Genomic DNA, 25,244 nt, shown 5'->3' on the forward strand with positions numbered 1-25,244 from the left:
TACAGGGAGATCCATGAACGCGACAGCGCGACCGGAGGCAAACCTCTACCGGGCGGCCGAGGCCGCCCTGCTGGAATCCGATCCGGAGGGCAAGTGCGAGCGCGTGCTGGGGCTGATGGACGCCTGGTGGTCGGGCGCGACGGCGCTGGCAGCGGCGCCACCCCCGCGGCGCCTGGAGGTGCCCGGGCGCCCCGAGCGTCCGGTGCTCGTGCACCCGCGCGAGCTGCCGCGGCGCGGGCTGCACACGACGGCCGGACGGGCAGCCCTGGTGCATGCCGTTGCGCATATCGAGTTCAACGCGATCAACCTGGCGCTGGATGCCGTCTACCGCTTTCGCGACATGCCGGCTCCCTTTGTCAGCGATTGGCTGCAGGTGGCGGCCGAGGAGGCGCGCCATTTCCGGCTGTTGCGTGCGCGGCTCAACGAGCTGGGAGCGGACTACGGCGACCTGCCGGCCCACAACGGGCTGTGGGAGGCCGCACTCGCGACCGACCACGACGTGATGATCCGCATGGCCCTGGTGCCGCGGGTGCTGGAGGCGCGCGGGCTGGACGTGACCCCGGGCATGATCGAGCGCCTGACGGCGGCGGGCGATCACGCGACCGTGGCGCTTCTCGAGATCATCCAGCGCGAGGAGGTCGCTCACGTGGCGATCGGCACGCGCTGGTTCCGCGAGCTGGCCCACGCACGCGGGCTCGACCCCGAGCCGCTGTTCCTCGAGCTGCTGGCCGAGTACATGCCGGGCCGTGTACGCCCGCCCTTCGCCCACGAGGCCCGCCGCGCCGCCGGCTTCACCGACTCCGAGATGGCGCAACTGGAGGCCCAGGCCATCACCGAACCGTCGCCCTAGACTCGACCGCCTGCCTTATTGAGGCTGGCCTTGGTTCGGCACCCGGTGTTTACGTGCCTTCGGTCCGCATACTGCCGAGCGCTCACTCGCGAGTGCGCCGCGAGGTACTTTCTTGTTTGCCCAAGAAAGTACCCGTCGAGGCGCACCCGGATTCCGCCCGGGGACCTTGCTCCAGGGCCCTCGGGCCGGCGGCGCTGAAACTCGCTGCGCTGTCGCTCCGCTCAGACAGTCAGCGCCCCCGTTTCTATTTTGAATCGTCCGTCCCGAGAACCCTTCCGCAAGGGGCTTCATACGGGGGGATAAGGTCAAGACAACGGCTGGCCTGACGTTCCTGCCAGTGGATAGAGGCTAGGCATTCGGACATCTTGGCACGCTCGGCCTTCGGCCCTGGCGTGCCGCGCCCGCCAGCGGGCGCCAGACCCATCGTAGGATGCGGATGAGCGCAGCGAATCGCATCAGGGTTAACCCCGGCGTCGGATCGGTGAGTTTCGCTGTGCTCAACGCACCCTACAGCTCGGGACTTAGACAGGTGCGGGAACACCGCCTGTTTTGACCTACCCTCCCGATATGAGCCCCTTGTGGAGGGCGTGACAGGCCGGGAGAAGGCGCTGACTGTCTGAGCGGAGCGACAGCGCAGCGAGTTTCAGCGCCGCCGGCCTGGCGCGTCCGGAGCAAGGTTCCCGGGCGAATCCCGGGCGTGTTTCTTGGTTACTTCTTTGCACGAGCAAAGAAGTAACTCGGGGCGCGCTGCCGAAACAGCGCTTGGCAGGCGGCCGGCCGAAGGCACCGTAAACACCGAGTGCCGAGAAAGAGGCCCAGCTTTACAGCGGCGCGAGGCGCGTGGTTCAGGCGTGCAGCAGGTGCGCGGGGTAGGGCGAGCCGTCCAGCTCGCGCAGGACGGGCCCGGTTGCCGCGACCTCGAGGTAGCCCGGGTGCTCGTCCCAGGCCGGGAGGACGCAGCGCTGGCGGGGCTGACCGTCGACCGCCAGGTCGTGGATCGCGGGGCGGTGGGTGTGGCCATGGATCATCAGCGGGACATCGGCGTCGCGGAAGGTATCCGCTACGGCGTTCGCATTCACGTCCATGATGGCGTCGGCCTTCATCCGGCTGTTGTCACGACTGGTGGCGCGCATGGCCTCGGCCTGCCGGATGCGTTCCTCCAGTGGATGGGCCAGGAAGGCCCGCTGCCATTCGCCGCCGCGCACCTGCTGGCGAAAGGCCATGTGTTCGGTGTCGTCGGTGCACAGGGAATCGCCATGCAGCAGCACGGCGGGCCCGCAGGGCAGGGCCGCGTGCAGCGGCTCGGGCGCCAGCTGCATCCCGGCGCGGGCGGCATAGTCCGGGCCCACGAGAAAATCCCGGTTGCCATGGATGAAGGCGACCGGGATCTCGAGTGACTTGAGGGCGTTGGCCAGTTGTTCGGCGGCCGGGAAGCCGGCGTCATCGCCGACCCAGTATTCGAACAGGTCGCCGAGGATGTACAGCGCCGAGGCGCTGCGCGCCGGTCCCTTCAGGAAGGCGAGCGCGGCCTCCAGCAGGGGGCCGGGCTCGCGATCCAGGTGCAGGTCGGAGATGACCAGGGCCGGCGCACTCGAAGCCACGGGGTGGCTCAGTCCTCGACGCGTTTCACGCTTTCCATCACGACCGGCTCCTGCGGCACATCCTGGTGCATGCCGGAACGCCCGGTGGGCACGGATTCGATCTGGCGCACGACGTCCATGCCCTCGGTCACCTTGCCGAACACCGCATAACCCCAGCCCTGCGCATTCGGGGCCGTGTGGTTAAGGAAGTCGTTGTCGTTCACGTTGATGAAGAACTGCGCGGTGGCCGAGTGCGGATCCTGGGTGCGGGCCATGGAGATCGCACCCACCTCGTTCTTCAGGCCGTTGTCCGCCTCGTTGCGGATCGGCTCGCCGGCGGACTTCTGGCTCATGTTCTTGTCGAAGCCGCCGCCCTGGACCATGAAGCCCGGGATCACGCGGTGAAAGATCGTGCCGTCGTAGAAGCCGTCATCCACGTAGGACATGAAGTTGGCGACCGTCTCCGGGGCGGCCTCGGCGTTGAGTTCCAGCACGATGCGGCCATGGTTGGTTTCGATCGCGACCTGCGGATTGGTATCGGCCATGGGGGCTCCTGAAAGCAGTAGGGCAAGAAGGGCGGTGGCCAGCACAATGCCGAGCCGGAAACGGGATCGCTGCACGGGACTGGCCCTCCGGATGAATGTCGGGCAGCCATGGTACCCGGCAGGCGGGGTGCCTGCCAGCAACGCTACTAGGGAGACGCTGATTGAATCGCGCGTCCGCGCTCGAGTCGCTTTTGCGTGCGAACAAGGCGCGGTGACTGCCGTGCAGTCATTCTGCACAAGGGAACCGCAACGCCGTTCCCACGCAAAAGCGGCCGAGCCCCTGCAGTAAATGGCTTGTGGGGTTGGTGCCCCCTGTTCCCCGATCCTGCGTTGCGCCGCTTGCGGGTAGAACCACTACCCGCTGCACGACGCGCCTTGTCTCGGAAAACAGGGGGCACCAACGCGGACGTGCGATTCAATCAGCGTCTCCCTAGGGCCACGGCCAGCCCGGCTGGTGGCGTGCGGGGTGCTCCGCTAACATGCGCGCGATGACGACACCGCCGACCAAGACCCGTTTCGCGCCCAGTCCCACCGGGCTTCTCCATCTCGGCAACGTGCGCACCGCGTTGTTCAGCGCGCTGTTCGCCCGCTCGCGCGGCGGGCATTTTCTGCTGCGGATCGAGGACACCGACGCCGAGCGCTCGCGCCCGGAGTTCGTGGCCGCGCTGATGCGCGACCTGCGCTGGCTGAAGCTGGACTGGGACGAGGGCGTTGATTCGGGTGGCGATGCCGGACCGTATGCCCAGTCCGAGCGTGGCGGGATCTTCGATGGCTATTACCAGCAGTTGATCGACGCCGGTCAGGCCTACCCCTGTTTCTGTTCGCCCGCCGAGCTGGAGCGGGGGCGCAAGCGCATGCGCGCCCAGGGCAAGCCGCCGCGCTATCCGGGGACCTGCGCCCACCTGAGTGCGGAGGAGGCCGAGCGGCGCTTGGCCGAGGGGCAGAAGCCGACCCTGCGCTTTCGTGTGCCGCTGGGCCGCACGGTCCGTTTCGAGGACGGGGTGCGCGGGCCGGTGAGTTTTCGGACCGACGAGATCGGCGATTTCGTGATCCGCCGCTCCGACGGCACGCCTGCCTTTTTCTTCTCCAATGCGATCGACGATGCCCTGATGGGCGTAACTGACGTGGTGCGCGGCGAGGACCATATCGCCAACACCCCGCGCCAGATGCTGCTGCTGGAGGCGCTGGGGCTGGCGGCGCCGGCCTATCATCATCTGCCGCTGGTGATGGGACACGACGGTGCGCCGCTTTCCAAGCGCAATGGCTCGGCCAGCGTCGAGGATCTGCGCACGGCGGGCTACCTGCCGCTCGCGATCCTCAACCATCTCGCCCGCCTTGGGCACCGGTACGAGTCGGATGAACTGTTGAGCGTTGAGGAACTGGCGACCGGGTTCAGCCCGGAGCGTATCGGTCACAGCGCTGCACGCCACGATGCACAGCAGCTGGAACACTGGCAGGCCGAGGCCCTGCGCCAGCTGTCCGATCCCGATCTGCTGGCCTATCTCGAGGACTTCGATGTATTCGGGCAGGTGCCAGAGGACCAGCGCCCGGCACTAGCGGGACTGTTGCGTGACAACATCACCCGCGCCGAGGACGCCCGTATCTGGGTGGAGGCCTTCGCCGCCGATCCGGCCCCGGTGAGCGAGGCGGCCGCCGCCGAGCTGCAGCAGGCGGGTGCCGATTTCTACCGCGCCGCCCTGGAGGCCCTGGACGAGGCCGAGGATTTCCCGGCTCTGGCAAAGGCCGTCGGCGCAGCGACGGGTGCGAAGGGGCGCAAGCTGTTCATGCCGTTGCGCGCAGCGCTGTCCGGCCAGACGCATGGGCCCGAGCTGCCGCGTATCTTCGAGTATCTGGGACGCGAGCGTGTACGTGCGCGCCTGCAGGTCGCGCTCGAACAGGCGGGCTGAAGCGCTTTTTCAGTCTCCCTCGGGCGATTTCGTCGCCGTCACCTTCAGTTCCAGTGCGCCGCGCGCCAGGCGGGCCTTCAGCGGCGCGCCAATCTCGGTTCTTGCGGCGTCGCGCAGGACCTGTCCTTCTTCCGTTTGCAGGATCGCATAGCCGCGCTCCAGGACCGCCTGGGGGCCGAGGGCGTTCAGTTGGCGCCGCGTCGCCTCCAGCCGCTGCTGGCGGATCGTCAGGGCCTGGCGCATCTGGTATTCGAGATCCCGGTGCAGGCGTGCCAGGCGCTCGCGGTGCGCGCGGATGTCGTGTGCCGGGGTGGCACGCGCGAGACGCTGGTGCAGATGGTCGAGGCGCATTCGCGCAGAGGCGATGCGATTGCCGGGTGAGGCCCCGGCCAGGCGCAGGCGCAGATGCTGCAGGCGCTGGCCGGCCTGCTCGTGGCGGCGCTGCCAGGCGCGTTGCAGGCGCTCGTGCTGGTCGTCCAGGCGCTGTGCGTTGCGTTCCATCAGCTGGCGCGGGTGGCGCCGCTCGAGTCGGGTCCACAGGGCGTTCAGCGTCTGCCGGTGCTGGGCAACGCGCTGGGCCGCAAGTGTGGTCATCCGGTCGCGCGCCCGCTCGATCCGGTGGCGCAGGGTGGCGCCATCCGGGCTGACCGCCTCGGCCGCCGCGGTGGGTGTGGAGGCGCGCAGGTCGGCGACGAAGTCCGCAATGGTGGTATCGGTCTCGTGCCCGACCCCCGTCACGACCGGGATCGGCGAGGCGGCGATGGCGCGGGCCACGCTCTCCTCGTTGAACGCCTGCAGATCCTCCAGCGACCCGCCGCCGCGCGCCAGGATGATCACGTCCACGGTGCCCTCGCGGGCGGCCTGCTCCAGGGCCGCGGCGATCTGGCTGGCGGCCTGCGCGCCCTGTACCGCGGTGGGGTAGAGGGTGAAGGGCAGCAGTAGCGGGAAACGCCGCGCCAGGGTGCGTTCGATATCGTGCCGCACATCGCCCTGGGTGGAGGTGATCACGCCGAGGCGGTGGGTCCAGGGGGGGAGGGGCTTCTTCCGCTCGGGGTCGAACAGGCCCTCGGCGGCGAGCTTTTCCTTGAGGCGCTGGAAGGCCGCCAGAAGCTGGCCCTCGCCGGCCGGCTGCAGCTGCTCGACGATGATCTGGAACTGGCCGCGTGCCGCGTAGATCCCGGCGCGGCCCTGGATCTGCACTGCGTCGCCATCGGAGAAGCGGGCAGCGTTGCGGGCATTCCCGCGAAAGAGCACGCAGCTCACCGAGCTGTTCGCGTCTTTCAGCGAGAAGTACTGGTGGCCGGAGGCGTACTGGCGCAGGTTGGAGACCTCGCCCTCCACGCGTACCCGGCCCAGGCCGTCGCGCAGCAGGCCGTCGGCACACTGGTTGAGTTCGGTGACGGTCAGTACGGGGGCGTCGCTCATGGCTCGGGATTCGCGGACGTGGGTTTAAGGGTATGGGGGGGCGAGGGGCTACTGGCGCCGGAACACGCGGTGCAGGACATCGGTGCCGCGTCCTTGCGGGTTGGCCCGCAGGCGGGCCTCCTCTTCAGCCAGCATGAAGAACAGGCCGTCCATCGCATGCTCCAGGACGTGCTCGACCGGGTCGAAGCGCACGCGGGCGAGGAAGGGGATGTCGCGCATGCGCTCCTTCAGTTCGCCGTAGGTGTCCAGGGCCTGCACCTGCTCCAGACTCTGCTGGATGGCCGGGCGCATCGCCTCGGTGATGCCGGCGCGTGCGTGGTATTCGAGATGCCGGGTGGCGGCGTCGTCATCGCCACCCAGGATCTCGCGGGCATTGTCCAGATCCAGCGCGAACACGGCCCGCACCAGCGGCTCGCGTGCCTCGGGTATGGCGGCCTCGGCGGCCCGGTTCATCCCCTCCTCAAGCTGGGTTAGTGGTGTTGCCATGCCGATGCGGTCCAGCGACCGGCGGGCGGTCGCGAGTACCTCCGGGAGCGGGATGCGTACGTCCGGGTTGCCGAAGAAGCCGTTGCGCTGGGACAGGGTCTCGGTGGCTGAATGGGAGGCGATGATCAGGGCTTCGTGTACCGCCTCGATGATCTCGGCCGTCGTGAGATCGGAGGCATCCGGGCGGCGGGTCAGCGCGCGCAGCACGTCGGGGTTGAAGGGCCACCAGCTGGCGCGGGCCGTCGGTGCCGCGGCGATCGCGATCAGCCCGGGCGCGAGCATCAGGGCAAGCAGTCGGCGGCGGCTCAGGCGGGGCATGCGCTCGGGCATGAACGGGCTCGGTGGCTTGAAACGAGGACGGTCATCGTAGCAGGGTGCCGACGTTGCGTCTGCCGGGCGACATGCACGGCGTTTGCCCGGTCTGCTTGTCGGGAGCTAGCCGGAAAATTTATACTGACCGGCTATTTATCTTTCTGGGAAAGAATTCGGTTCTTCCCCCCGCTGGACAGTCCTGGAGCGATGCATGCGGATACTCGGTGAAGCCCTGACCTTCGATGACGTGCTGCTGATCCCGGGGCATTCGAATGTCGTCCCCCGCGATGTCGATCTGACCACGAACATCACCCGCGAGATCCAGTTGAGCGCGCCGGTCGTCTCCGCCGCGATGGATACGGTGACCGAGGCGCGCCTGGCGATCGCGATGGCGCAGGAAGGCGGGCTCGGGATCGTGCACAAGAACATGTCGATCGAGGCCCAGGCCGCCGAGGTCCAGCAGGTCAAGAAGTACGAGAGCGGGGTGATCAGCGAACCGATCACCATCGGCCCGAGCGCGACGATCGGCGAGGTCGTGGAGCTGACCCAGGCCAATCACATCTCCGGCGTGCCGGTGGTGGATGGCAATGACCTGGTCGGCATCGTGACCTCCCGCGACCTGCGCTTCGAGACCCGTATGGAGGCCCCGGTCACCGAGATCATGACCCCGCGCGAGCGCCTGGTCACCGTGCCCGAGGGCGCGGATCGCGGTCACGTGCTGGAACTGCTGCACAAGCACCGCATCGAGAAGGTGCTGGTGGTCAACGACGACTTCCAGCTGCGCGGGATGATCACCGTCAAGGACATCCAGAAGTCCACCGAACACCCGAACGCCTGCAAGGACGATCGCGGTCGCCTGCGCGTGGGCGCGGCGGTCGGTGTGGGTGCCGGTACCGACGAGCGCGTGGCCGCTCTGGTCGAGGCCGGGGTGGACGTGCTGGTCGTGGATACCGCACATGGCCACTCGCAGGGCGTGCTGGATCGCGTCGCCTGGGTGAAGAAGCACTATCCGGACGTGCAGGTAATCGGCGGCAACATCGCCACCGCCGCCGCCGCGAAGGACCTGGTCGCGGCCGGGGCCGACGGCGTGAAGGTCGGGATCGGCCCGGGCTCGATCTGCACCACCCGTATCGTGGCCGGCGTGGGTGTGCCGCAGATTACCGCGATCTCGGATGTGGCCGAGGCGCTGAAGGGCACCGGTGTGCCGATGATTGCCGATGGCGGCGTGCGCTTCTCCGGCGACCTGGCCAAGGCGATCGCCGCCGGCGCCAACTGCGTGATGCTGGGTTCGATGTTCGCCGGGACCGAAGAGGCCCCGGGCGAGGTCGAGCTCTATCAGGGCCGTTCCTACAAGATCTACCGTGGCATGGGCTCGCTGGGCGCGATGCAGCAGGGCTCCTCGGATCGCTATTTCCAGGACCCGAACAGCTCCGCCGACAAGTTCGTGCCCGAGGGCATCGAGGGCCGCGTGCCGTACAAGGGTTCGATCGTCGCGATCATCTACCAGCTGATGGGCGGGCTGCGCTCGTCCATGGGCTATGTCGGCGCGCACGACATCGAGGAGATGCGCAGCAAGCCGCACTTCGTGCGCGTGACCGCCGCGGGCATGCGCGAGAGCCATGTGCACGACGTGGCGATCACCAAGGAAGCCCCGAACTACCGAATGGACTGATCCTGCCCCCGGGCGGATCCCCGACAGCGACCCGGCCGTCCGGCCGGGATACCGGATGACCTCATGACCCAGGATCTTCACGCCCACCGCATTCTGGTGCTGGACTTCGGCTCCCAGTACACCCAGCTGATCGCCCGCCGCGTGCGCGAGGCCGGGGTCTACTCCGAGGTGCATGCCTGGGACATGCCGGCGGCGGACATCCGCGCCTTCAATCCCACCGGGATCATCCTGTCCGGCGGCCCGGAGTCGGTGAACGTCGACCACCCGCCGCGCGCCGAGGATGCAGTGTTCGAGCTGGGTGTGCCGGTGCTGGGGATCTGCTACGGCATGCAGACCATGGCCGCGCAGCTGGGCGGACGGGTCGAGCCCTCCGAGCGCCGCGAGTTCGGTTACGCCCAAGTGCGTGCCCGCGGCCATACGCCGCTGCTGCGTGATATAGAGGATCACACCACACCGGAGGGCTACGGCCTGCTGGACGTGTGGATGTCGCATGGCGACCACGTGACCGAGCTGCCGGAGGGCTTCCGCCTGATGGCCTCCACCGATTCCGCGCCCATCGCCGGCATGGCCGACCCGGAGCGCGGTTTCTACGGTGTGCAGTTCCACCCCGAGGTCACGCACACGACCCAGGGCCAGCGCATCCTGGAGCGCTTCCTCCACGAGATCTGCGGCTGCGAGTCGCTGTGGACTGCGGACAACATCATCGACGACATGGCCGCGCGGGTGCGCGAGCAGGTCGGGGACGACCACGTGGTGCTGGGCCTGTCCGGCGGGGTCGACTCCTCGGTGGTCGGGGCGCTGCTGCACAAGGCGATCGGCGACCAGCTGACCTGCGTGTTCGTGGACACCGGCCTGCTGCGCCTGGGCGAGGGCGACCAGGTGATGGCGACCTTCGCCCGCCACATGGGCGTGAACGTGATCCGCGTGGATGCCGAGGACCGCTTCATGCGCTCGCTCGCCGGGGTCGAGGACCCGGAGGCCAAGCGCAAGGTCATCGGCGGGCTGTTCATCGACGTGTTCGACGAGGAGGCCGCGAAGCTGAACAACGTGCAGTGGCTGGCCCAGGGCACGATCTACCCGGATGTGATCGAGTCGGCCGACTCCAAGACCGGCAAGGCGCATGTGATCAAGTCGCACCACAACGTGGGCGGGCTGCCCGAGAACATGAAGCTGGGGCTGGTGGAGCCGCTGCGCGAGCTATTCAAGGACGAGGTGCGCAAGATCGGCGTGGAGCTGGGCCTGCCCACCGAGATGGTCTACCGCCATCCGTTCCCGGGGCCGGGCCTGGGCGTGCGCATCCTCGGCGAGGTCAAGAAGGAATACGCCGAACTGCTGCGCCGGGCGGACGCGATCTTCATCGAGGAGCTGCGCGCCGCGGATCTGTACGACAAGACCTCGCAGGCGTTTGCGGTGTTCCTGCCGGTGAAGTCGGTCGGGGTGATGGGCGACGGCCGGCGCTACGACTACGTGGTCGCGTTGCGCGCGGTGGAGACCATCGACTTCATGACCGCGCGCTGGGCGCACCTGCCGTACGACTTCCTCGACCACGTCTCGCGCCGGATCATCAACGAGATCCCCGGCATCTCGCGTGTGACCTACGACATCTCCGGCAAGCCCCCGGCCACGATCGAGTGGGAGTAGGCGCTGCGGCGCGAGGGGGCGAGTCTCCCTCAGGCCCCGGCCAGAAACAGATAGCCCGCCGTACCGGCGATGCCTGCGGCTACGGCGGCCGCGACCCAGCCCGCCAGGGCCAGCAGGCGGCGCCGATCGCCCGGCGGGGCGTGGCTCGTTGAAGGCGTGCTCCCGCTGGTCGCGGGTGCGGTCTCCAGCTCGCTGTCGCGTCCGCTGCGCAGGAGATCCAGCATCGCCTCGATCTGCTGATCGTCGAAGCCGAATGGATCGAACCGGCGCTGCCCGAACTGCTGCAGCAGGGCGCGTACCTCGCCGGCCGCGGGTACATATTTCATCGACCACTCTCCGAACCCGGGGCGCTCCAGTTCGCGCTCGCGCAGTACGGTGATCTCTTCGTGGCGCGGGTCGCAGCGGATGCGCTCCAGGGTCGCGTAGACGGCCTTGGGCTCGCCCTCCAGGCATTGGAAAAAGTGGCCGTCGCCGTAGTAGAGCGCACCCACGATGCCGGCCCGGGGGTTGTTCTGGCGCGACTGCAGCAGGATCCGCCCGACCTCGGGCTCGATGCCCTGGGCGGCATGTTCATGGGGCGCAAAGGCCGCGCGGCTGACATACACCAGCTGGAGCGTCATCAGCGGAACATCCCTGAATGGATATGTAGGGAAGACCACACCCGGGGTCGGACGTTCCGCAGCGGGTGTCGGTGTCCTCGTTTTACTCGATGATCTGGTTGACGTGTTCCAGACCGATCGCGTCGCCTTCCCAGTCCAGATTCCGGGTGGACGAACGCGGGGCCAGTCGGCGCAGTGAAGCGACCCCTTCGCGATCGATGTGGGCCAGGCGGTGGGGAGTGCCGACATGGCTTTCGATGTTCGCGGCCTGTACGACGTCGCTGTAGCTGATCGGGGACTCGGGCTCCGGTTCGCGCTGGAGGTTCTCGTGGTCGGCGACCGCGCGGATGATCTCCGGCTCGAAGTTCCAGTTCTTCAGCATCGCGCGGCCGATTGCGACGTGCGCGGCATCTGCCGCTGCCTGCAGGGCGCGTGGATCCTCGTAGATCGCCGGCGTCTTCTCCGCACGGCGCAGGATCGGGATCATGCCGATGTCGTGCACCAGGCCGGCGAGCAGGGCGGTGTCCGGGTCCAGATGCGGATGCCGGCGCGCCAGCAGATAGCTAATGATCGCGACCTCGAGGCTGTGGTTCCACAACGCCTCCATGCGTTGCCGGATCGCGTCGTTCCCGCTTTGAAAGACCTCTTTCATCGACAGGGCGATGATGGTCTGCCGCGCCCGCTCCATCCCCAGTCGGGTCACCGCGGAGCGGATGGTCGCGCAGCGGCTCAGCCCCCGATAGGCGGGGCTGTTGGCATGGCGTACCAGCCGCGTGGCCAGCGCCGTATCACGAGAGATCAGGTTGACCAGGTCGGCGATGGAGCTGGTGTCGTCCTGCACGATGAACAGCGCCTGCACGGAAATATCCGGCAGGGTCGGGATGTCGATCTGCTGACGTTCCAGATCCGAGCGCAGTCGCTCGAGGAATTTTTCCACTTCCGCGCGGGTGGCCAAGGGTCGTCCCTGTATGGCTGGGAGGTCAGGCGGGATTATGCCACACGGTGTCGCCCTCGCCGATCGGAAGGTGAACCTGGTTGACGGGTTTGCGACCGCCGCCGATGATGGAGAAAGAACCCGACAGGAGGTCGTGATGCGCCGCTTTGTGCTGGATACCAGCGTGTTCACCAACCCGCATGTGGCGGGTCAGTTCGGTGCGGATCCGGAAGACATCCTGCGGACCTTTCTGCACCTCGCTCGGGACTGCCCGGCCGAGTTCTACATGCCGCTGTCGGTGTACGACGAGTTTCGCGGCATGCGCGATCTCGAGGCCCTGGCCGCCGATTTCGAGACCGTGGTCTGGGTACGCTCGCCGCGTCGCTTCGCCCTGACACTACCCAGCGACATCCTCTACGAGTTCATCGACGAGGTGCGTACACGCATCGACCGCGGGCTGCGCATTGCCGAGGAGCACACGCGCCAGGCCGGTGCAGCCGAATCGCTCAAGCCGGAACTCATTACCCAGCTGCGTGAGCGCTTTCGCGAGGCCATGCGCAAGGGCCTGGTGGATTCGCGCGAGGATGTCGACGCCGTCCTGCTGGCGATGGAACTCGATGCCGAGCTGGCCAGTGCCGACGAGGGCATGCGCAAGCTGGGCAATCGCATGGGGATCAAGCTGGTCACCGCCGACTACCTGCGTCGGGTGATGGAGAATCTCGCGGAGACGGAGCGCCCCGGCGCCTGACCCCGGGCCCGGGTCAGTCGTACTGGCGGTCGCCGGCCAGGGCGGAGGCCAGCGTGCCGGTGATGCGGTCGAACTGGCGTTCGAACTCCAGCAGCCAGTAGCCATCCTCCTCGCGCGGCCCGTCGTCGGCAAAGCTTACGTGACGTCCGCCCGTGGCCTGCATGTGATTCATGAAGTGCAGGGCGTTGGCATGCTCGCGAAAGCGGCAGCGATAGCGATGGCCGACGTGCCCCTGCCGTCGGTGTTGAGCGACCGCGCCATGGAGCCCTGACAGCAGTGCCTGGCCCAGTGCCTGATCGAGGTCGGCGTGGTGCCGATCCGGGTGTTCGGACAGGAAGATCGCGAGCCGTGTCAGGCGGTTGGTGAAATACTCCGGCGGCAGGTCCAGTAGCTGTTCCGCGCAGACCCGGATATCGGAGACGCAGGAGCTCCCGGTCACATACTTGGCCCGGTGCAGCCCGTCCGCAGTCTTCAGCACCAGTCCCTCGGCGCCTTCCTCGTCCAGTCGCTGAATCAGGCGCCAGAGTGGCTTGGTGTCGCGCGGGGTGAACTGTCCGTGCAGTGGTGCCGGGGGTAGGGCGTGGCGCTCGATCAGTGCGAACTTCTCCGGCTGGGGTACGAAGCCGGGGTGGCCCAGGCGCATCAGATCGAACACGAACAAGCCCACGTCATGGGCGACCCGGGGCGTGGACCCTTCCAGGTACGGCGTATCCGGCCCGGCGATCTCCGCGCACAGGATCAGGTCGGGTTCGGCATCGAAGATCACCGGGTCCATGAAATCCACTACCCGGTCAGTGCTGAATGCGCAGACGTAACCGCCGCGGCTGAACGCATAGACGCGCCCCTGCCAGCGCAGGATGCGCACGTTGAAGCCGTCGATCTTTTCCTCCGCCCAGAACGGCTGCTCGAACTGCCGTGGCAGCCCGGCCTCCAGCGACTGGATGCGCCCGATCGACGGGTATCCGGGCACCACCGAGCCACCTGGCAGCACCACGGAACCACGCGGATAGTGGTTCACCGGTTCCAGCAGGCGGGCGTATTTCAGTCCGTCGAACGTCAGCGCCTCGGCGCGACGATTCTCGATGGCTTCTTGCAGCACTTGGTGCTCGATCATGCGGTTTCCGAATCCAGTGTCGAGTCGAGGTCCCGAGGATGGTTTTGCAGGATCTCGCTGTGGCGGCGCGCCTTGTCGGCCTGAGTCACCAGACGACGCGCCATGCTGATGATCCGCAGCTGCCGCTCCATCTCGGCCATGCTCAGCGAACCGAAGGTCCCCTCGCGCAGCAGCGCGGCCTTTAGTTCGGCATAGGCGATCTCAACCGATTGCACGGCCTCGGCAGCCGCGATGTTCTCGCCATTTTCGGGTTCCAGGTTGGCCAGGTCGAGGGCGCGGATAACCTGCTCCTGCCAGGTGCGACGCTGTTCGCTGACGGCCGGGCGTTCCTCGCCGGTGGATTGCCTGCGCAGGTCGCTGATCTGCTCGGCCAATACGGCAATCTCGCGATGATAGCGGGCGATGCGGACGACCTCGGCGATCCCGTGCCCTATCGCCTGCGGCATGGGGTGGTTGGCGGTGCGGGTGGCGAAATCGCTGATCGCCGCCGTCAGCTGCTCGACTGCGGCACGCCGGGTGTCCAGGCTGCCCTCGGCTGGTGGGTCGGCCCGCAGGGCCTCACGCGCCATGGAGTGGCTGATATCGGCGAGACGGTCGGTCTCCTGCAGCAGTGACTGCAGCGCCAGATCCGGCACGCCGGCGCTGTGCCGGTCAAGGAAACGCGGCCGGGCGATGTCTTCCTCTTCTGTGCGAAAGCGTGTCTGCAGGAAGCGGATCATCGGCGGGGCGACCGGCACCATCAGCGCCACACCCAGCAGGTTGAACGCGGTATGGAACAGCGCCAGCAGTACCGCCGGGGCCGGGGCCTCCCCGGTGCTGCCCCAGATCCAGGCGATCGCGGCCAGGAACCAGGGCAGGATAAGCAGGGCGACAATTGCGGTCAGGCCATTGAAGATCACATGGGCCGCGGCGACGCGCTTGGCGTTCGGGGTCGCGCCGATCACGACCAGCAGCGCCTTGACCGTGGTGCCGAGGTTCGCGCCAATCACGGCGGCGGCGGCCGCTTCCAGCGGAACCGCGCCGCTCATCGCGGCGGTCAGGGCCATGGCCATGGAGGCCGAGGAGCTCTGCATCAGCACAGTCAGCAGCGCGCCGAGGCCGACCATGATGACCAGCCCGAGGAAGCCGGGGCGGGCCAGCGCGCCGAGGTCAAAGGTCGCGCTTAGGCCCTCGAAGGCCTCGCGCAGCACGTCGATGCCGAAGAACAGCAGGCCGAAGCCGGCCAGGGCCAGGCCCAGATAGCGCGGCCGCGCGGCCTTCATGAACAGGTAGAGCAGGGCGCCGATGCCGATCGCCGGCAGGGCAAAGGCCTCGATGCGGATATTGAAGCCGATCAGCGCGACCAGCCAGCCGGTCATGGTGGTGCCGACGTTGGAGCCGAAGATCACCCAGACGGACTGGCCGAGCGTCAGCAGACCGGCGTTGGCGAAGCCGATGGTGGCCACGGTGACCGCGCTGGAGGACTGCACCAGCGCGGTCACACCCATGCCCGAGGCGAGGGCGCGCGGGCGGGTGCGTGTCCACTGCCCGAGGATGTGTTGCAGCGCCTTGCCGCCGGCGGTCTTCAGGCCGTCGGTCAGCAGGGTCATCCCGAGCAGGAACAGCCCGAGACCGCCGAGGAAGCCGGCGATCAGGGCATAGGTGCTGACGGCTTCGGCCTCCAACATCGGTGCTGATTTTTCGTGCGGTTACAGGGTGATGGTCTCGCCGAAGGCGGGTACATGCGCCTCGGCCCCCAGCTCGTCGCGCAGGCCGGCGGCCAGGGCCTCGCGCGCTTCCGGCTCGCCGTGGACCAGATGGAACACCGGCTGGTCCTGAAAACCGCGTGCCCAGTCGAGCAGCTGGCTGCGCCCGGCGTGGGCGGAAAAGCCGCCCAGGGTGTGGACCTTCGCGTTCACTGCGACCTCGTCGCCCAGCAGCTTGACTCGCTCGGCGCCGTCCACCAGCCGCCGTCCCAACGTACCCGCCGCCTGGAAGCCGACGATCACCAGGTGCGCCTCGCGCCGCCACAGGTTGTACTTCATGTGGTGACGGATGCGCCCGCCATTGCACATGCCGGAGCCGGCAATGATGATCGCGCCGCCGGTGATGCGGTTGATCGCCATGGATTCCTCCACCGTGCGGCAGACCTGCAGCCCCGGCAGGTAGCCGTTCGGGTCGCCATTCGCGGCCTGGTGGAGTCGGTCGACGTCCTCCGGGTCCAGTGTCCGGCGCAGGCGGGCGTACAGCTCGGTGACCTTGATCGCCATCGGGCTGTCGAGGAAGACCTTCTGCTGCGGCAGGCGCCCGGCGTGGTGCAGCATGCTCAGGTGGTAGAGGATCTCCTGGGTGCGGCCCACGGCGAAGGCCGGGATCAGCACGTTGCCGCCGCTCTTGTCGGCCTCGGCCAGCACCTGCGCGAATTCCTCGACCGTTTCGTCCATTGGGCGGTGGTCGCGGTTGCCATAGGTGCTCTCCAGCAGCACATGATCCGCGTGTTCCGGGCGAGCCGGCTTGTGCATCAGCACCGCGTCGTCATTGCCGAGGTCGCCGGAGAAGATCAGGTGCCGGTCACGCCCGCCAGAGGGCACGATCAGGCCCACGATCGCGGAGCCGAGGATATGCCCGGCATCGCGAAAGGTCAGTCGGACCTCGCCCGCGATGGTGCGGGTGTCGCCGTAGGGGATGGCTTGGCAAAGCCCGAGGGTGGTCGCGACATCATCGATGTCGTAGACCGGCTCCAGCAGCGGCCTGTCCGCGCGCCGGCGCCACTTGTTCTCCCACTCGATGTCCTTGCTCATCACGAACGCGGCGTCCTCGAGCATGATCTCGAGCAGCTCCTCCGTGCCCGGCGTGCAGTAGATCGGGCCGCGGTATCCGTCGCGCACCAGCTTGGGCAGTAGCCCCGAGTGATCGAGGTGGCCGTGGGAGAGGACCACCGCATCGATTGTTTCCGCCAGTTCGGCGAGCGAGGCGCGATTCGCCTCGTCCGCCTCGCTGTTGCCCTGGTGCAGGCCGCATTCCAGCAGGATGCGGGCGTCGTTGGTCTCGAGGAGATAACGCGATCCGGTGACTTCGCCGGTCGCGCCGAGAAAGGTCAGTTGTGCCATGGCAGGAAGTGTACGCACGGTCAGGCCCGTCTGCGCAACCCGCTGGTGCTTTCCGGGCGCGCCGGGCGCTTCGGTTCAGCGGCGCTCCAGGCGTTCGAAGGTAAAGGCGCAGGCGTGGCGGTCGTCGGGTTCGTGGCGTTCGGACCAGACGCAGTCCCAGTCATCGGGGTTGATGGCCGGGAACCAGGTGTCCCCGGTATGGGGTTCGTGCACGCGTGTCAGGTGTAGCACAGAGGCCCGGGGCAGGGCCTCGGCAAACAGCCCGGCACCGCCTATCACGAAGGCGGGGCCCTCGGGGATGGAGGCCAGGGCGCTGTCGAGATCCGGATAGACTTCTACACCGTCCTCCTGCCAGTTCGCCTGGCGCGTCAGCACCAGGTTGCGGCGTTTCGGAAGAGGGCGGCCGATGGACTCGAACGTGCGCCGACCCATGATCATCGGGTGCCCGTCGGTGACGCGCTTGAAGTGCTGCAGGTCCTTCGGCAGGTGCCAGGGCAGATCGTTGTCGCGTCCGATCACATGGTCCGGGTCCAGCGCGACGATCAGGTGGATCTCGGGGGTCGCCATCAGATCGCCACCGGCGCCTTGATTGGCGGGTGCGACTGATAGTCGCGCACCTCGATGTCGTCGAAGGTGAAGGCGAACAGGTCGGTGACCTCGGGATTCAGGTGCAGGGTGGGCAGCGGCAGGGGCTCGCGGCCCAGCAGCTCGTCCACCTGCTGTTCGTGGTTGTGATACAGGTGGGCGTCGCCGAAGGTGTGCACGAAGTCGCCCGGTTCCAGGCCGGCGACCTGCGCCAGCATGTGTGTGAACAGGGCATAGCTGGCGATGTTGAACGGCACACCGAGAAATACGTCGGCACTGCGCTGGTAGAGCTGACAGGACAGTCGGCCATCGGCAACGTAGAACTGGAACAGGGTGTGGCAGGGCGCCAGCGCCATGCGCCCGGCGTTCGCATTCTCCTGCGGCGAGACGGACTCGTCCGGCAGGTCGGCCACATTCCAGGCGCTGATGATGTGGCGCCGCGAGTAGGGACGGTTCTTCAGGTTGTCCACCAGTTCGGCCAGCTGGTCGTGCCCGGCCCAGTTGCGCCACTGTGCGCCGTAGATCGGGCCGAGGTCACCGTCCTCGGTCGCCCACTCGTCCCAGATGCGGACCTTGTGTTCCTTGAGATAGCCGATGTTCGTCTCGCCGCGGATGAACCACAGCAGTTCGTGGATCACCGAGCGCAGATGGGTGCGCTTGGTGGTGACCAGCGGGAAGCCCGCAGCGAGGTCGAAACGCATCTGGTAGCCGAACACCGAACGTGTGCCGGTGCCGGTGCGGTCCGGGCGGTCGGTGCCGTGTTCGCGAATGTGGCGGACGAGGTCGAGGTATTGCTGCATGTCAGGGGCTCTCGGTGGCCGGGCGGGATTCCGGCACGGCGTTCTTGCGTGACCAGACGATCAGACCGATCCCGAACAGGATGACCGGCAGGCTCAGGACCTGGCCGAGCGTCAGCCAGTCGAAGGCCAGATAGCCGATATGCGCATCCGGCACGCGCACGAACTCGACCAGGAAGCGGAAGCTGCCGTATAGCGTCAGGAACAGCCCGGAGACCAGCCCCGTGCGGCGTGGATGACGCGAGACGATCCATAGCACCACGAACAGCACCAGCCCCTCGAGGAAGGCCTGGTAGAGCTGCGACGGGTGGCGCGGCACGTAGTCTGCGGCCGGGAAGATCATTGCCCAGGGCAGGTCGGTGGGCTTGCCCCACAGCTCCCCGTTGATCCAGTTCCCGATGCGTCCCGCGCCCAGGCCGATCGGCACCAGCGGGGCGATAAAGTCCGTCAGGCGGAAGAAGCCCACGCCCAGTCGGCGTGCATAAAGCCAGGCCGTTACGAGTACCCCGACCAGACCGCCGTGGAAGGCCATGCCGCCCTCCCAGACGCGGAACAGGCTGACCGGGTCGGCCAGTGTGGCATCCAGGTTGTAGAACAGGGCATAGCCCAGGCGCCCACCGATGATTACGCCGATCGCGCCCCAGAACAGCAGATCGCCGACCTGTACCGGCTGCAGGGGCGCCCAGCCCTGCGTGCGTGCACGCCAGGCCCCCAGCGCCCAGAAGGCCACGAAGCCGATCAGGTACATCAGCCCGTACCAGTACAGGGTCAGGGGTCCCAGCGACAGGGCTACCGGATCGATAAACGGGTGCGTGGGCATGGTCGCTTGCGGATGGAAAATCGGCTGCACATGCTACCCGGCCTGGCCCTGACGTGCACCTGTGCCCGCCGGGGCGAATCCGATTTCCAGGGAGGTCGTGCGATGAACCGACTGGCTGGAGCCAGCAGCCCGTATCTGCTGCAGCATGCCGACAATCCGGTGGACTGGTATCCGTGGGGCGAGGAGGCGCTGGAGCGCGCCCGCCGCGAGGGCAAGCCGATCCTGCTGTCGATCGGTTATTCCGCCTGTCACTGGTGCCACGTGATGGCGCATGAATCGTTCGAGGATCCGGCCACCGCCGAGGTAATGAACCGCCGCTTCATCAACATCAAGGTGGATCGCGAGGAGCGTCCCGACCTCGATCGTATCTACCAGAACGCCCACATGCTGCTGTCCCAGCGCCCGGGCGGCTGGCCACTGACGGTGTTCCTGACCCCCGACCAGGTGCCGTTCTTTGCCGGCACGTACTTCCCCAGTACCCCGCGCCACGGGCTGCCGTCATTCGTCGACCTGATGAACCGGGTGGCTGATTTCCTCGCGGAGCACCCCGACGAGATCCAGCGCCAGAACGAGTCCCTGCAGCAAGCGCTCTCACGCATCTACCGCCCGGCAGGCGGGGCGATACCGGCGATCGGCGCACTGGACAAGGCGCGGGCGGAACTCGCGCAGACCTTCGACGCGCAGTTCGGGGGCTTCGGCGACGCGCCCAAGTTCCCGCACCCGGCCAGCCTCGAATGGCTGGCCTGGCACTCGGCGCGCCACGATGATGCCGAGGCCGACCACATGCTCGAACGGACGCTCGCGGCGATGGCCGCAGGCGGGATCTTCGACCAGGTCGGTGGCGGCTTCTGCCGCTACTCGGTGGATGCGCGCTGGATGATCCCGCACTTCGAGAAAATGCTCTACGACAACGGGCCGCTGCTGGGCCTGTACGCCGAGCGCGCGGCCACCGGCGACGACCGCGCCCGGCGCGTGGCCGAGCAGACGGTCGCCTGGCTGGAGCGCGAGATGCGCGACCCCTCCGGCGCGTTCTACTCCAGCCTCGACGCCGATTCCGAGGGCGAGGAGGGTCGCTTCTACGTCTGGGATCCGGAGACGGTCGAGGGTCTGCTGGCGGAGGACGAGTGGGCGGTCGCCAGCCGGGTCTGGGGGCTGAACGGCCCGGCCAATTTCGAGGGCCGCTGGCACCTGCACGAGGTGGTCCCGATTGCGACCGTGGCCGATGCCGTGGGCATCGACCAGTCCGAGGCGGATGCGCGCCTCGGCCGTGCCCGCGAGCGCCTGCTGGCCGCGCGCGAGCAGCGCGTGCGGCCGCATCGCGACGACAAGATCCTGGGCGCCTGGAACGCGCTGATGATTACCGGGCTCGCCCGCGCCGCGCGCGCGCTCGGGCGGCCCGACTGGCTGGGACTCGCCCGCGCGGCGATGGACGCGGTGCGCGAGCGGCTCTGGCGTGACGGTCGGCTGTTTGCCAGCTACCGCGAAGGGGCAACCGGCCAGCTGCCACGCGCCTATCTGGACGACCACGCCCTGCTGCTGGAGGCCACGCTGGCGCTGCTGGAAGCCGAATGGGACAGCGACCTGCTGGGCTGGGCCACAACCCTGGCGGAGGCCCTGCTGGACGACTTCGAGGATGCCGAGCACGGCGGCTTCTTCTACACCGCGCGTGATCACGAGGCGCTGATCCAGCGGCCCAAGGTCTACGCCGACGACGCGATGGCCGCCGGCAATGGCATCGCCGCGCAGGTGCTGCAGAAGTTCGGCTTCCTGCTGGCCGAGCCACGCTATCTGGAGGCCGCCGAGCGTACGCTGGCCAATGCCGGGCCGATGATCGAGCAGGCCCCGCTGGGGCACATGAGTCTGCTGATCGCGCTGGACATGCATCATCAGCCGCTGCCGTTGATCGTGCTGCGTGGCGCGGCGGACGAGCTGCCGGCCTGGCAGCAGCGCCTGCGGTCACAGGGCCGCCCGGTGTGGGGGTTCGCGATCCCGGGCGATGCCGACGGCCTCCCGGCAACCCTGGCGGAGAAGACGCCGCCGGAGGCTGGCGTGTGCGCCTATCTCTGCCGCGGCCTGCAATGCGAGGCGCCGGTAGCGGCCCCGGATGCCCTGGAAAACGCCCTGGGTCAGGGTTGAATCGGCGCCCTTTGGCCACAGTTTGAAGTACCGTCGTATCCGTTTTCTGTTCACTGCAAAGGGAAGGTTCGAATGAGCGAGAAGAAGCTGATGGATTTCGTCGCCGAGGCGCGCCAGAACGTCGAGGAGATCTCCCCCGAGGAACTCTCGGAGAAGATGGAGGCCGGAGAGGACTGGTTGCTGGTGGACGTGCGCGAACCCTACGAATACGAAAAGATCCATGTGCCGAACTCGCTGCTGATTCCGCGCGGCCTGCTCGAAGGCGCGGCGGATCCGAACACCCCGCATCGCATCGATGCACTGGTCAACGCCCGCGAGAAGCCGGTGGCCGTGATGTGCGCCACGGGCGGACGTGCCGCGATGTCGGTGCAGCGCCTGCGCGAGATGGGCTTTGGCCAGGTCGTGAACGTGGCCGGCGGCATAAAGGGCTGGGAGGCCGAGGACCTGCCGGTGGAATCCGGCGCCTATACCGGTCAGCTGCCGTAGAAAACCCTCCCTGCTGACACCCGTGGCGTGTTCACGGGAACGTCACGCGGGTTACACGAGGCCGTCAAATCGCGGGCGTAGTCTCCGGGACAGTTCAACCGGAGGTGGCGCCCATGTCCGCACCGCAGATCATCCCGCCCGTAAAGGCGGCTCACGCCGAGACGGGCTTTCGCGTTCATCTGGCCGCCGGACCGGGCGATCTGGAGGCCGCTCAGCGCCTGCGCTACTCCGTGTTCGCGGAGGAGATGGGCGCGCGGATCCCCGACGCCGAACGCGAGCTGGGTGCCGATTATCTGGACCCCCACTGCCATCACCTCCTGGTACGCGAGCCCCGCACCGGGGAGCTGGTCGCCTGCACACGCATCCTGACCGAGGAGAGCGCGGCCATTGCCGGTGGCTTCTACTCACTGGCCGAGTTCGAGCTGGGTCCGTTGATGAATCTGCCCGGCAAGACGCTGGAGATCGGGCGCACCTGTGTGCGCGCGGATCAGCGCCAGGGTGCGGCGATCAATGCCCTGTGGTCCGGTCTCGCCCGCTTTATGACCGCGCGGCAGTATCAGTACCTGATGGGCTGTGCCAGCCTGCCGCTGACCGAACGGACCCCGGCCCAGCTCGCCTGGCTGCGCCTGTTCCATCGCGGCCCGTCGCGCCTGCGGGTCACACCGCGCCGGCCGCTGCCCAATTCCCTCAGTATCTGGCACGGCACACCCTCGCGCGCCGACTTGCCGCCGCTGCTCAAGGCCTATCTGCGTCTGGGCGCCCGTATCTGTGGCGAGGCCTGTCACGATCCCGACTTCAACGTCGCCGATCTGCTGGTCCTGCTGGATGTCAGGGACCTCCCGGATCGCTACCATCGGCACTTCCTGGGCGCGACCGCGCCCGCAAGCCGAGGGTTGCACCATGACGGGAAGCCTGCGGGCATCGGGTAGGCTGATGCGCATTCTCCTGCACCTGCTGAAGGGCGTCTGGCTGACCTGGCGCATGTCGCGCCGGGGCGATGACTTCGAGACACGCAGCCGCATCCGCCGCGACTGGTACGACCGTGCGTTGTGGCTCGCGGGTGTGCGTTTTCGCCTTACCGGTACACGGCCCGAACAGGCCTCGCTGGTGGTGGCCAACCATGTCTCGTGGCTGGACATCCCGCTGATCGGTGCGGCCGTGGATCCGTGCTTTCTTTCCAAGGACGAGATCGCCCGCTGGCCAGTGATCGGCTGGCTGGCGCGCCAGCACGACACGCGTTTCATCCGCCGCGGTGCGGGCGAGGCAAACGCCCACATCGAGGCCATGCGCGAGGGCCTCGACGAGGGCCGGCACTTCGTCGTGTTTCCGGAAGGGACGACCAGCCGCGGACAGGGCGTACGCCGCTTCCACCCGCGCCTGTTTGCCGCAGTGGCCGAGAACGGCCATCCGGTGCAGCCGGTGGCGCTGGACTACGAGCGCCCCGAGGGCGGTCCGGTCCCGGTCGCCTATACCGACGACGACCGCCTGCTTGTGAATGCCTGGCACCTGCTGTGCCGCCGCGAGACCCGCGTGCAGGTGCATTTCCTTGCGCCGCTGCAAACCGCTGAAGAGGATCGCCGTTCGCTGGCCGAGGCCTCGCGGGATGCGATCGTCGAGCGCCTGGGTCTGCCCGCCGACCCCCTGGACCCGCCCACCACGAAGCGACGAAAGGCGCGCTGACCATGGAGGCCGCGACGATGCCCGCCCCGTTTACCCTTGCATCGCGTGGCCCGAATCCAGGTCGTTTGAACGTGGCCCTCGTGACCGAGACCTGGCCACCCGAGGTCAATGGTGTGGCGCATACGCTCGAGCGGCTGACCGAGGGGCTGCGGCAACGCGGCCACCGGGTACAGGTGATTCGCCCGCGGCAGGTGCTGGATCGGCCCGTCGCGGGGCCCCGGCATGCAACGAGCCCCGAGGATGTCACGCTGCCCGGTATCGCGATCCCCGGCTACCGGGGGCTGCGGATGGGTTTGCCCTCCACGCGCCGGTTGCGCCACCTGTGGCGGCACTCACCCCCGGATGTCGCCTACATCGCCACCGAAGGACCCCTCGGGCATGCCGCGCTGGCGGTGGCCAGGCAGCTCGGTATCCCGGTGGCCTCGGGTTTTCACACGCGCTTCGATGGCTATGCCCGCCACTACGGGCTGGGACTGCTGACCCTCCCGGTGCGCAGTCTGTTGCGGCGGTTTCACAACCGTTGCGGCGCTACCCTGGTACCCACCCGCGCGCTGGCCGAGGAGCTTCGGGATCAGGGCTTTCGACGGGTGGGGGTGCTGGCGCGAGGCGTGGATACCCGGCGTTTCACTCCCGCGCGTCGTTCCCGGACGCTGCGGGGGCAATGGGGCGCGAGTGGTTCGGTACCGGTCGTGATCCATGTGGGACGCCTGGCCGCGGAGAAGAACCTGGATCTGGTGATCGCCGCCTTCCGCGCGATCCAGACGGCCCGTCCCGATGCGCGGCTTGTGCTGGTGGGGGACGGCCCCCAGCGGGAGCGCCTGGCGCGCGCGCATCCGGATGTCATTTTCGCCGGGCAGCAGACCGGACAGGCCCTCGCGCAGCACTACGCCAGCGCGGACCTGTTCCTGTTCCCGTCGACCTCCGAGACCTTCGGCAATGTGGTGATCGAGGCCATGGCCAGCGGACTTCCGGTGCTCGCTTTCGATACGGCCGCCGCCCACGAGCACCTGGCCGATGGCATCTCGGGTACTCGCATCTCGCTGACCGGCGCCCGTCGGGTCGACGAGCAGGCCTTCGTGCGCGCGGCGCGCGAGCTCGCCGACCGCCCCGAGCAGTGGCCGCTGCTCGGCGCGCGAGCGCGGGAGCATGCGTCCACGCTGGACTGGTCCGAAGTGATCGGCGGCTTCGAGTCGGTCCTGGTGCAACTGGTGCAGACGGAGGCCCGTGATGCGCATGCCTCGGCGCATGGATGAGGCGGAGCTGGCGATCTGCCAGCTGTGCAATCAGGTCAATCGTCAGTGGGCGGTCAGCCGCTTCTTCGGACTGATCAGCCGGCTGGGAGACGGGGTGTTCTGGTACGGGCTGATGCTCCTGCTACCGCTGCTCCACGGTCCCGAGGCCGCCTGGGTCAGCCTGCAGATGGCCGCGGTGGGGCTGGCGTCATTACCGCTGTACAAGTGGCTGAAACGCCGCACGAGCCGACCGCGACCGTGCCACCGCGACCGTCCGTTCACCCGCACGGTGGATCCACTGGACGAGTTCAGCTTCCCCTCCGGCCACACCATGCATGCGGTGGGATTCACCGTCGTGCTGGTGGCATGGTTCCCCGTCTGGGCCTGGCTGGTGGTGCCGTTCGCCGCCCTGGTCGCCGCCTCGCGCCTGGTACTGGCGCTGCACTATCCCAGCGATGTCGCAATGGGGGCGCTGATCGGGGCCAGCATGGCCGGAGCGGTGCTGGCACTGGCCGGTCTGGTTTGAGTTGGCCCCGCCCCTTGTGAGTAGGCTGTCGCCAGCACCCCGGATAGCCACTGCGCGGTCCCCGGGGTGTCGGCACGGTG

At 67.9% G+C, this 25,244-nt stretch carries 23 protein-coding genes; 11 read left to right on the forward strand and 12 right to left on the reverse strand.

What is annotated here, in order from left to right:
* Positions 1-13: 13 nt before the first annotated feature.
* The gene (locus F579_RS0112445; RefSeq protein ID WP_019024996.1) at positions 14-850 is read left to right on the forward strand and encodes a ferritin-like domain-containing protein; all 837 of its coding nucleotides are present in this window, start codon (positions 14-16) and stop codon (positions 848-850) included.
* Between the two features lie 845 nt (positions 851-1,695).
* Here F579_RS0112445 and F579_RS0112450 read toward each other — a convergent pair.
* Positions 1,696-2,451, reverse strand: a complete 756-nt coding sequence (locus tag F579_RS0112450; protein ID WP_019024997.1) for a UDP-2,3-diacylglucosamine diphosphatase — start codon at positions 2,449-2,451, stop codon at positions 1,696-1,698.
* 8 nt (positions 2,452-2,459) lie between these two features.
* The gene (locus F579_RS0112455) at positions 2,460-2,975 is read right to left on the reverse strand and encodes a peptidylprolyl isomerase (RefSeq protein ID WP_018137548.1); all 516 of its coding nucleotides are present in this window, start codon (positions 2,973-2,975) and stop codon (positions 2,460-2,462) included.
* A 479-nt stretch (positions 2,976-3,454) separates the two neighbouring features.
* On the opposite strand from F579_RS0112455, the gene gltX reads away from it, so the two are divergent.
* A complete protein-coding gene (gene gltX, locus F579_RS0112460) occupies positions 3,455-4,882 on the forward strand; it encodes a glutamate--tRNA ligase (RefSeq protein ID WP_019025006.1) in 1,428 nt (475 codons plus the stop codon).
* Between the two features lie 9 nt (positions 4,883-4,891).
* Here the strand turns inward: gltX and xseA are convergent, their stop codons facing one another.
* A complete protein-coding gene (gene xseA / locus F579_RS0112465) occupies positions 4,892-6,307 on the reverse strand; it encodes an exodeoxyribonuclease VII large subunit (RefSeq protein WP_019025007.1) in 1,416 nt (471 codons plus the stop codon).
* A 48-nt stretch (positions 6,308-6,355) separates the two neighbouring features.
* On the reverse strand, positions 6,356-7,123 hold the full coding sequence (locus F579_RS0112470; protein WP_019025008.1) for a DUF4197 domain-containing protein: 768 nt from the start codon (positions 7,121-7,123) through the stop codon (positions 6,356-6,358).
* A 193-nt stretch (positions 7,124-7,316) separates the two neighbouring features.
* On the opposite strand from F579_RS0112470, the gene guaB reads away from it, so the two are divergent.
* Positions 7,317-8,777 carry an IMP dehydrogenase gene (gene guaB / locus F579_RS0112475; protein WP_019025009.1) on the forward strand — a complete coding sequence of 487 codons (1,461 nt, stop codon included), beginning with the start codon at positions 7,317-7,319 and terminating at the stop codon, positions 8,775-8,777.
* A 63-nt stretch (positions 8,778-8,840) separates the two neighbouring features.
* Positions 8,841-10,418 carry a glutamine-hydrolyzing GMP synthase gene (gene guaA, locus F579_RS0112480; protein WP_019025010.1) on the forward strand — a complete coding sequence of 526 codons (1,578 nt, stop codon included), beginning with the start codon at positions 8,841-8,843 and terminating at the stop codon, positions 10,416-10,418.
* Positions 10,419-10,447: 29 nt separating this feature from the next.
* Here guaA and F579_RS0112485 read toward each other — a convergent pair whose 3' ends face one another.
* Positions 10,448-11,038: a BLUF domain-containing protein gene (locus F579_RS0112485; RefSeq protein WP_019025011.1), complete on the reverse strand. Its 591-nt coding sequence runs from the start codon at positions 11,036-11,038 to the stop codon at positions 10,448-10,450.
* An 82-nt stretch (positions 11,039-11,120) separates the two neighbouring features.
* Positions 11,121-11,972 (reverse strand): HDOD domain-containing protein, encoded by an 852-nt coding sequence (locus F579_RS0112490; RefSeq protein WP_019025012.1) that lies wholly within the window; start codon positions 11,970-11,972, stop codon positions 11,121-11,123.
* A gap of 136 nt (positions 11,973-12,108) precedes the next feature.
* Between F579_RS0112490 and F579_RS0112495 the strand changes: the two genes are divergently transcribed.
* The gene (locus tag F579_RS0112495) at positions 12,109-12,699 is read left to right on the forward strand and encodes an RNA ligase partner protein (protein ID WP_026301104.1); all 591 of its coding nucleotides are present in this window, start codon (positions 12,109-12,111) and stop codon (positions 12,697-12,699) included.
* Positions 12,700-12,712: 13 nt separating this feature from the next.
* Here F579_RS0112495 and F579_RS0112500 read toward each other — a convergent pair whose 3' ends face one another.
* The 6 genes from F579_RS0112500 to lgt all read right to left on the reverse strand — a co-directional run bounded on the left by F579_RS0112500 (position 12,713) and on the right by lgt (position 19,134).
* Positions 12,713-13,813 carry an RNA ligase gene (locus F579_RS0112500; RefSeq protein ID WP_019025014.1) on the reverse strand — a complete coding sequence of 367 codons (1,101 nt, stop codon included), beginning with the start codon at positions 13,811-13,813 and terminating at the stop codon, positions 12,713-12,715.
* Positions 13,810-15,480, reverse strand: coding sequence for a Na/Pi cotransporter family protein (locus F579_RS0112505; RefSeq protein WP_019025015.1), 1,671 nt, complete (start codon positions 15,478-15,480; stop codon positions 13,810-13,812). The genes F579_RS0112500 and F579_RS0112505 overlap by 4 nt, the downstream gene beginning before the upstream one ends.
* Before the next feature lie 21 nt (positions 15,481-15,501).
* On the reverse strand, positions 15,502-16,902 hold the full coding sequence (locus F579_RS0112510) for an MBL fold metallo-hydrolase RNA specificity domain-containing protein (RefSeq protein ID WP_019025016.1): 1,401 nt from the start codon (positions 16,900-16,902) through the stop codon (positions 15,502-15,504).
* Between the two features lie 75 nt (positions 16,903-16,977).
* Positions 16,978-17,469, reverse strand: a complete 492-nt coding sequence (locus tag F579_RS0112515) for a dihydrofolate reductase (RefSeq protein ID WP_019025017.1) — start codon at positions 17,467-17,469, stop codon at positions 16,978-16,980.
* The gene (locus F579_RS0112520) at positions 17,469-18,287 is read right to left on the reverse strand and encodes a thymidylate synthase (protein ID WP_019025018.1); all 819 of its coding nucleotides are present in this window, start codon (positions 18,285-18,287) and stop codon (positions 17,469-17,471) included. Before F579_RS0112520 ends, F579_RS0112515 begins: the two co-directional genes overlap by 1 nt.
* A gap of 1 nt (position 18,288) precedes the next feature.
* Positions 18,289-19,134 carry a prolipoprotein diacylglyceryl transferase gene (lgt, locus tag F579_RS0112525; protein WP_019025019.1) on the reverse strand — a complete coding sequence of 282 codons (846 nt, stop codon included), beginning with the start codon at positions 19,132-19,134 and terminating at the stop codon, positions 18,289-18,291.
* Positions 19,135-19,206: 72 nt separating this feature from the next.
* Between lgt and F579_RS0112530 the strand changes: the two genes are divergently transcribed.
* From F579_RS0112530 to F579_RS0112555, 6 genes are all read left to right on the forward strand, one after another.
* Positions 19,207-21,240 (forward strand): thioredoxin domain-containing protein, encoded by a 2,034-nt coding sequence (locus tag F579_RS0112530; protein WP_026301105.1) that lies wholly within the window; start codon positions 19,207-19,209, stop codon positions 21,238-21,240.
* A gap of 72 nt (positions 21,241-21,312) precedes the next feature.
* On the forward strand, positions 21,313-21,726 hold the full coding sequence (locus F579_RS0112535) for a rhodanese-like domain-containing protein (protein WP_019025021.1): 414 nt from the start codon (positions 21,313-21,315) through the stop codon (positions 21,724-21,726).
* A gap of 113 nt (positions 21,727-21,839) precedes the next feature.
* A complete protein-coding gene (locus F579_RS0112540) occupies positions 21,840-22,655 on the forward strand; it encodes a GNAT family N-acetyltransferase (RefSeq protein ID WP_019025022.1) in 816 nt (271 codons plus the stop codon).
* A 4-nt stretch (positions 22,656-22,659) separates the two neighbouring features.
* The gene (locus F579_RS0112545) at positions 22,660-23,406 is read left to right on the forward strand and encodes a 1-acyl-sn-glycerol-3-phosphate acyltransferase (protein WP_019025023.1); all 747 of its coding nucleotides are present in this window, start codon (positions 22,660-22,662) and stop codon (positions 23,404-23,406) included.
* Positions 23,407-23,471: 65 nt separating this feature from the next.
* Positions 23,472-24,659 (forward strand): glycosyltransferase family 1 protein, encoded by a 1,188-nt coding sequence (locus F579_RS0112550; RefSeq protein ID WP_026301106.1) that lies wholly within the window; start codon positions 23,472-23,474, stop codon positions 24,657-24,659.
* Positions 24,634-25,164 carry a phosphatase PAP2 family protein gene (locus tag F579_RS0112555; RefSeq protein WP_019025025.1) on the forward strand — a complete coding sequence of 177 codons (531 nt, stop codon included), beginning with the start codon at positions 24,634-24,636 and terminating at the stop codon, positions 25,162-25,164. The genes F579_RS0112550 and F579_RS0112555 overlap by 26 nt, the downstream gene beginning before the upstream one ends.
* Positions 25,165-25,244 lie beyond the last annotated feature (80 nt).

It is taken from the genome of Thioalkalivibrio sp. ALJ21, assembly GCF_000378605.1.
Taxonomy (GTDB): Bacteria; Pseudomonadota; Gammaproteobacteria; order Ectothiorhodospirales; family Ectothiorhodospiraceae; genus Thioalkalivibrio.

What these genes read in the sequence shown, in the direction of transcription:
- F579_RS0112495 (WP_026301104.1), top strand. Translation starts at nt 12,109, where the DNA reads ATGCGCCGCTTTGTGCTGGATACCAGCGTGTTCACCAACCCGCATGTG.
- F579_RS0112455 (WP_018137548.1), bottom strand. Translation starts at nt 2,975, where the DNA reads ATGGCCGATACCAATCCGCAGGTCGCGATCGAAACCAACCATGGCCGC.
- F579_RS0112540 (WP_019025022.1), top strand. Translation starts at nt 21,840, where the DNA reads ATGTCCGCACCGCAGATCATCCCGCCCGTAAAGGCGGCTCACGCCGAG.
- gltX (WP_019025006.1), top strand. Translation starts at nt 3,455, where the DNA reads ATGCGCGCGATGACGACACCGCCGACCAAGACCCGTTTCGCGCCCAGT.
- F579_RS0112530 (WP_026301105.1), top strand. Translation starts at nt 19,207, where the DNA reads ATGAACCGACTGGCTGGAGCCAGCAGCCCGTATCTGCTGCAGCATGCC.
- guaA (WP_019025010.1), top strand. Translation starts at nt 8,841, where the DNA reads ATGACCCAGGATCTTCACGCCCACCGCATTCTGGTGCTGGACTTCGGC.
- xseA (WP_019025007.1), bottom strand. Translation starts at nt 6,307, where the DNA reads ATGAGCGACGCCCCCGTACTGACCGTCACCGAACTCAACCAGTGTGCC.
- F579_RS0112510 (WP_019025016.1), bottom strand. Translation starts at nt 16,902, where the DNA reads ATGGCACAACTGACCTTTCTCGGCGCGACCGGCGAAGTCACCGGATCG.
- F579_RS0112470 (WP_019025008.1), bottom strand. Translation starts at nt 7,123, where the DNA reads ATGCCCGAGCGCATGCCCCGCCTGAGCCGCCGCCGACTGCTTGCCCTG.
- guaB (WP_019025009.1), top strand. Translation starts at nt 7,317, where the DNA reads ATGCGGATACTCGGTGAAGCCCTGACCTTCGATGACGTGCTGCTGATC.
- F579_RS0112445 (WP_019024996.1), top strand. Translation starts at nt 14, where the DNA reads ATGAACGCGACAGCGCGACCGGAGGCAAACCTCTACCGGGCGGCCGAG.
- F579_RS0112520 (WP_019025018.1), bottom strand. Translation starts at nt 18,287, where the DNA reads ATGCAGCAATACCTCGACCTCGTCCGCCACATTCGCGAACACGGCACC.
- F579_RS0112545 (WP_019025023.1), top strand. Translation starts at nt 22,660, where the DNA reads ATGCGCATTCTCCTGCACCTGCTGAAGGGCGTCTGGCTGACCTGGCGC.
- F579_RS0112555 (WP_019025025.1), top strand. Translation starts at nt 24,634, where the DNA reads ATGCGCATGCCTCGGCGCATGGATGAGGCGGAGCTGGCGATCTGCCAG.
- F579_RS0112485 (WP_019025011.1), bottom strand. Translation starts at nt 11,038, where the DNA reads ATGACGCTCCAGCTGGTGTATGTCAGCCGCGCGGCCTTTGCGCCCCAT.
- F579_RS0112500 (WP_019025014.1), bottom strand. Translation starts at nt 13,813, where the DNA reads ATGATCGAGCACCAAGTGCTGCAAGAAGCCATCGAGAATCGTCGCGCC.
- F579_RS0112535 (WP_019025021.1), top strand. Translation starts at nt 21,313, where the DNA reads ATGAGCGAGAAGAAGCTGATGGATTTCGTCGCCGAGGCGCGCCAGAAC.
- F579_RS0112515 (WP_019025017.1), bottom strand. Translation starts at nt 17,469, where the DNA reads ATGGCGACCCCCGAGATCCACCTGATCGTCGCGCTGGACCCGGACCAT.
- F579_RS0112505 (WP_019025015.1), bottom strand. Translation starts at nt 15,480, where the DNA reads ATGTTGGAGGCCGAAGCCGTCAGCACCTATGCCCTGATCGCCGGCTTC.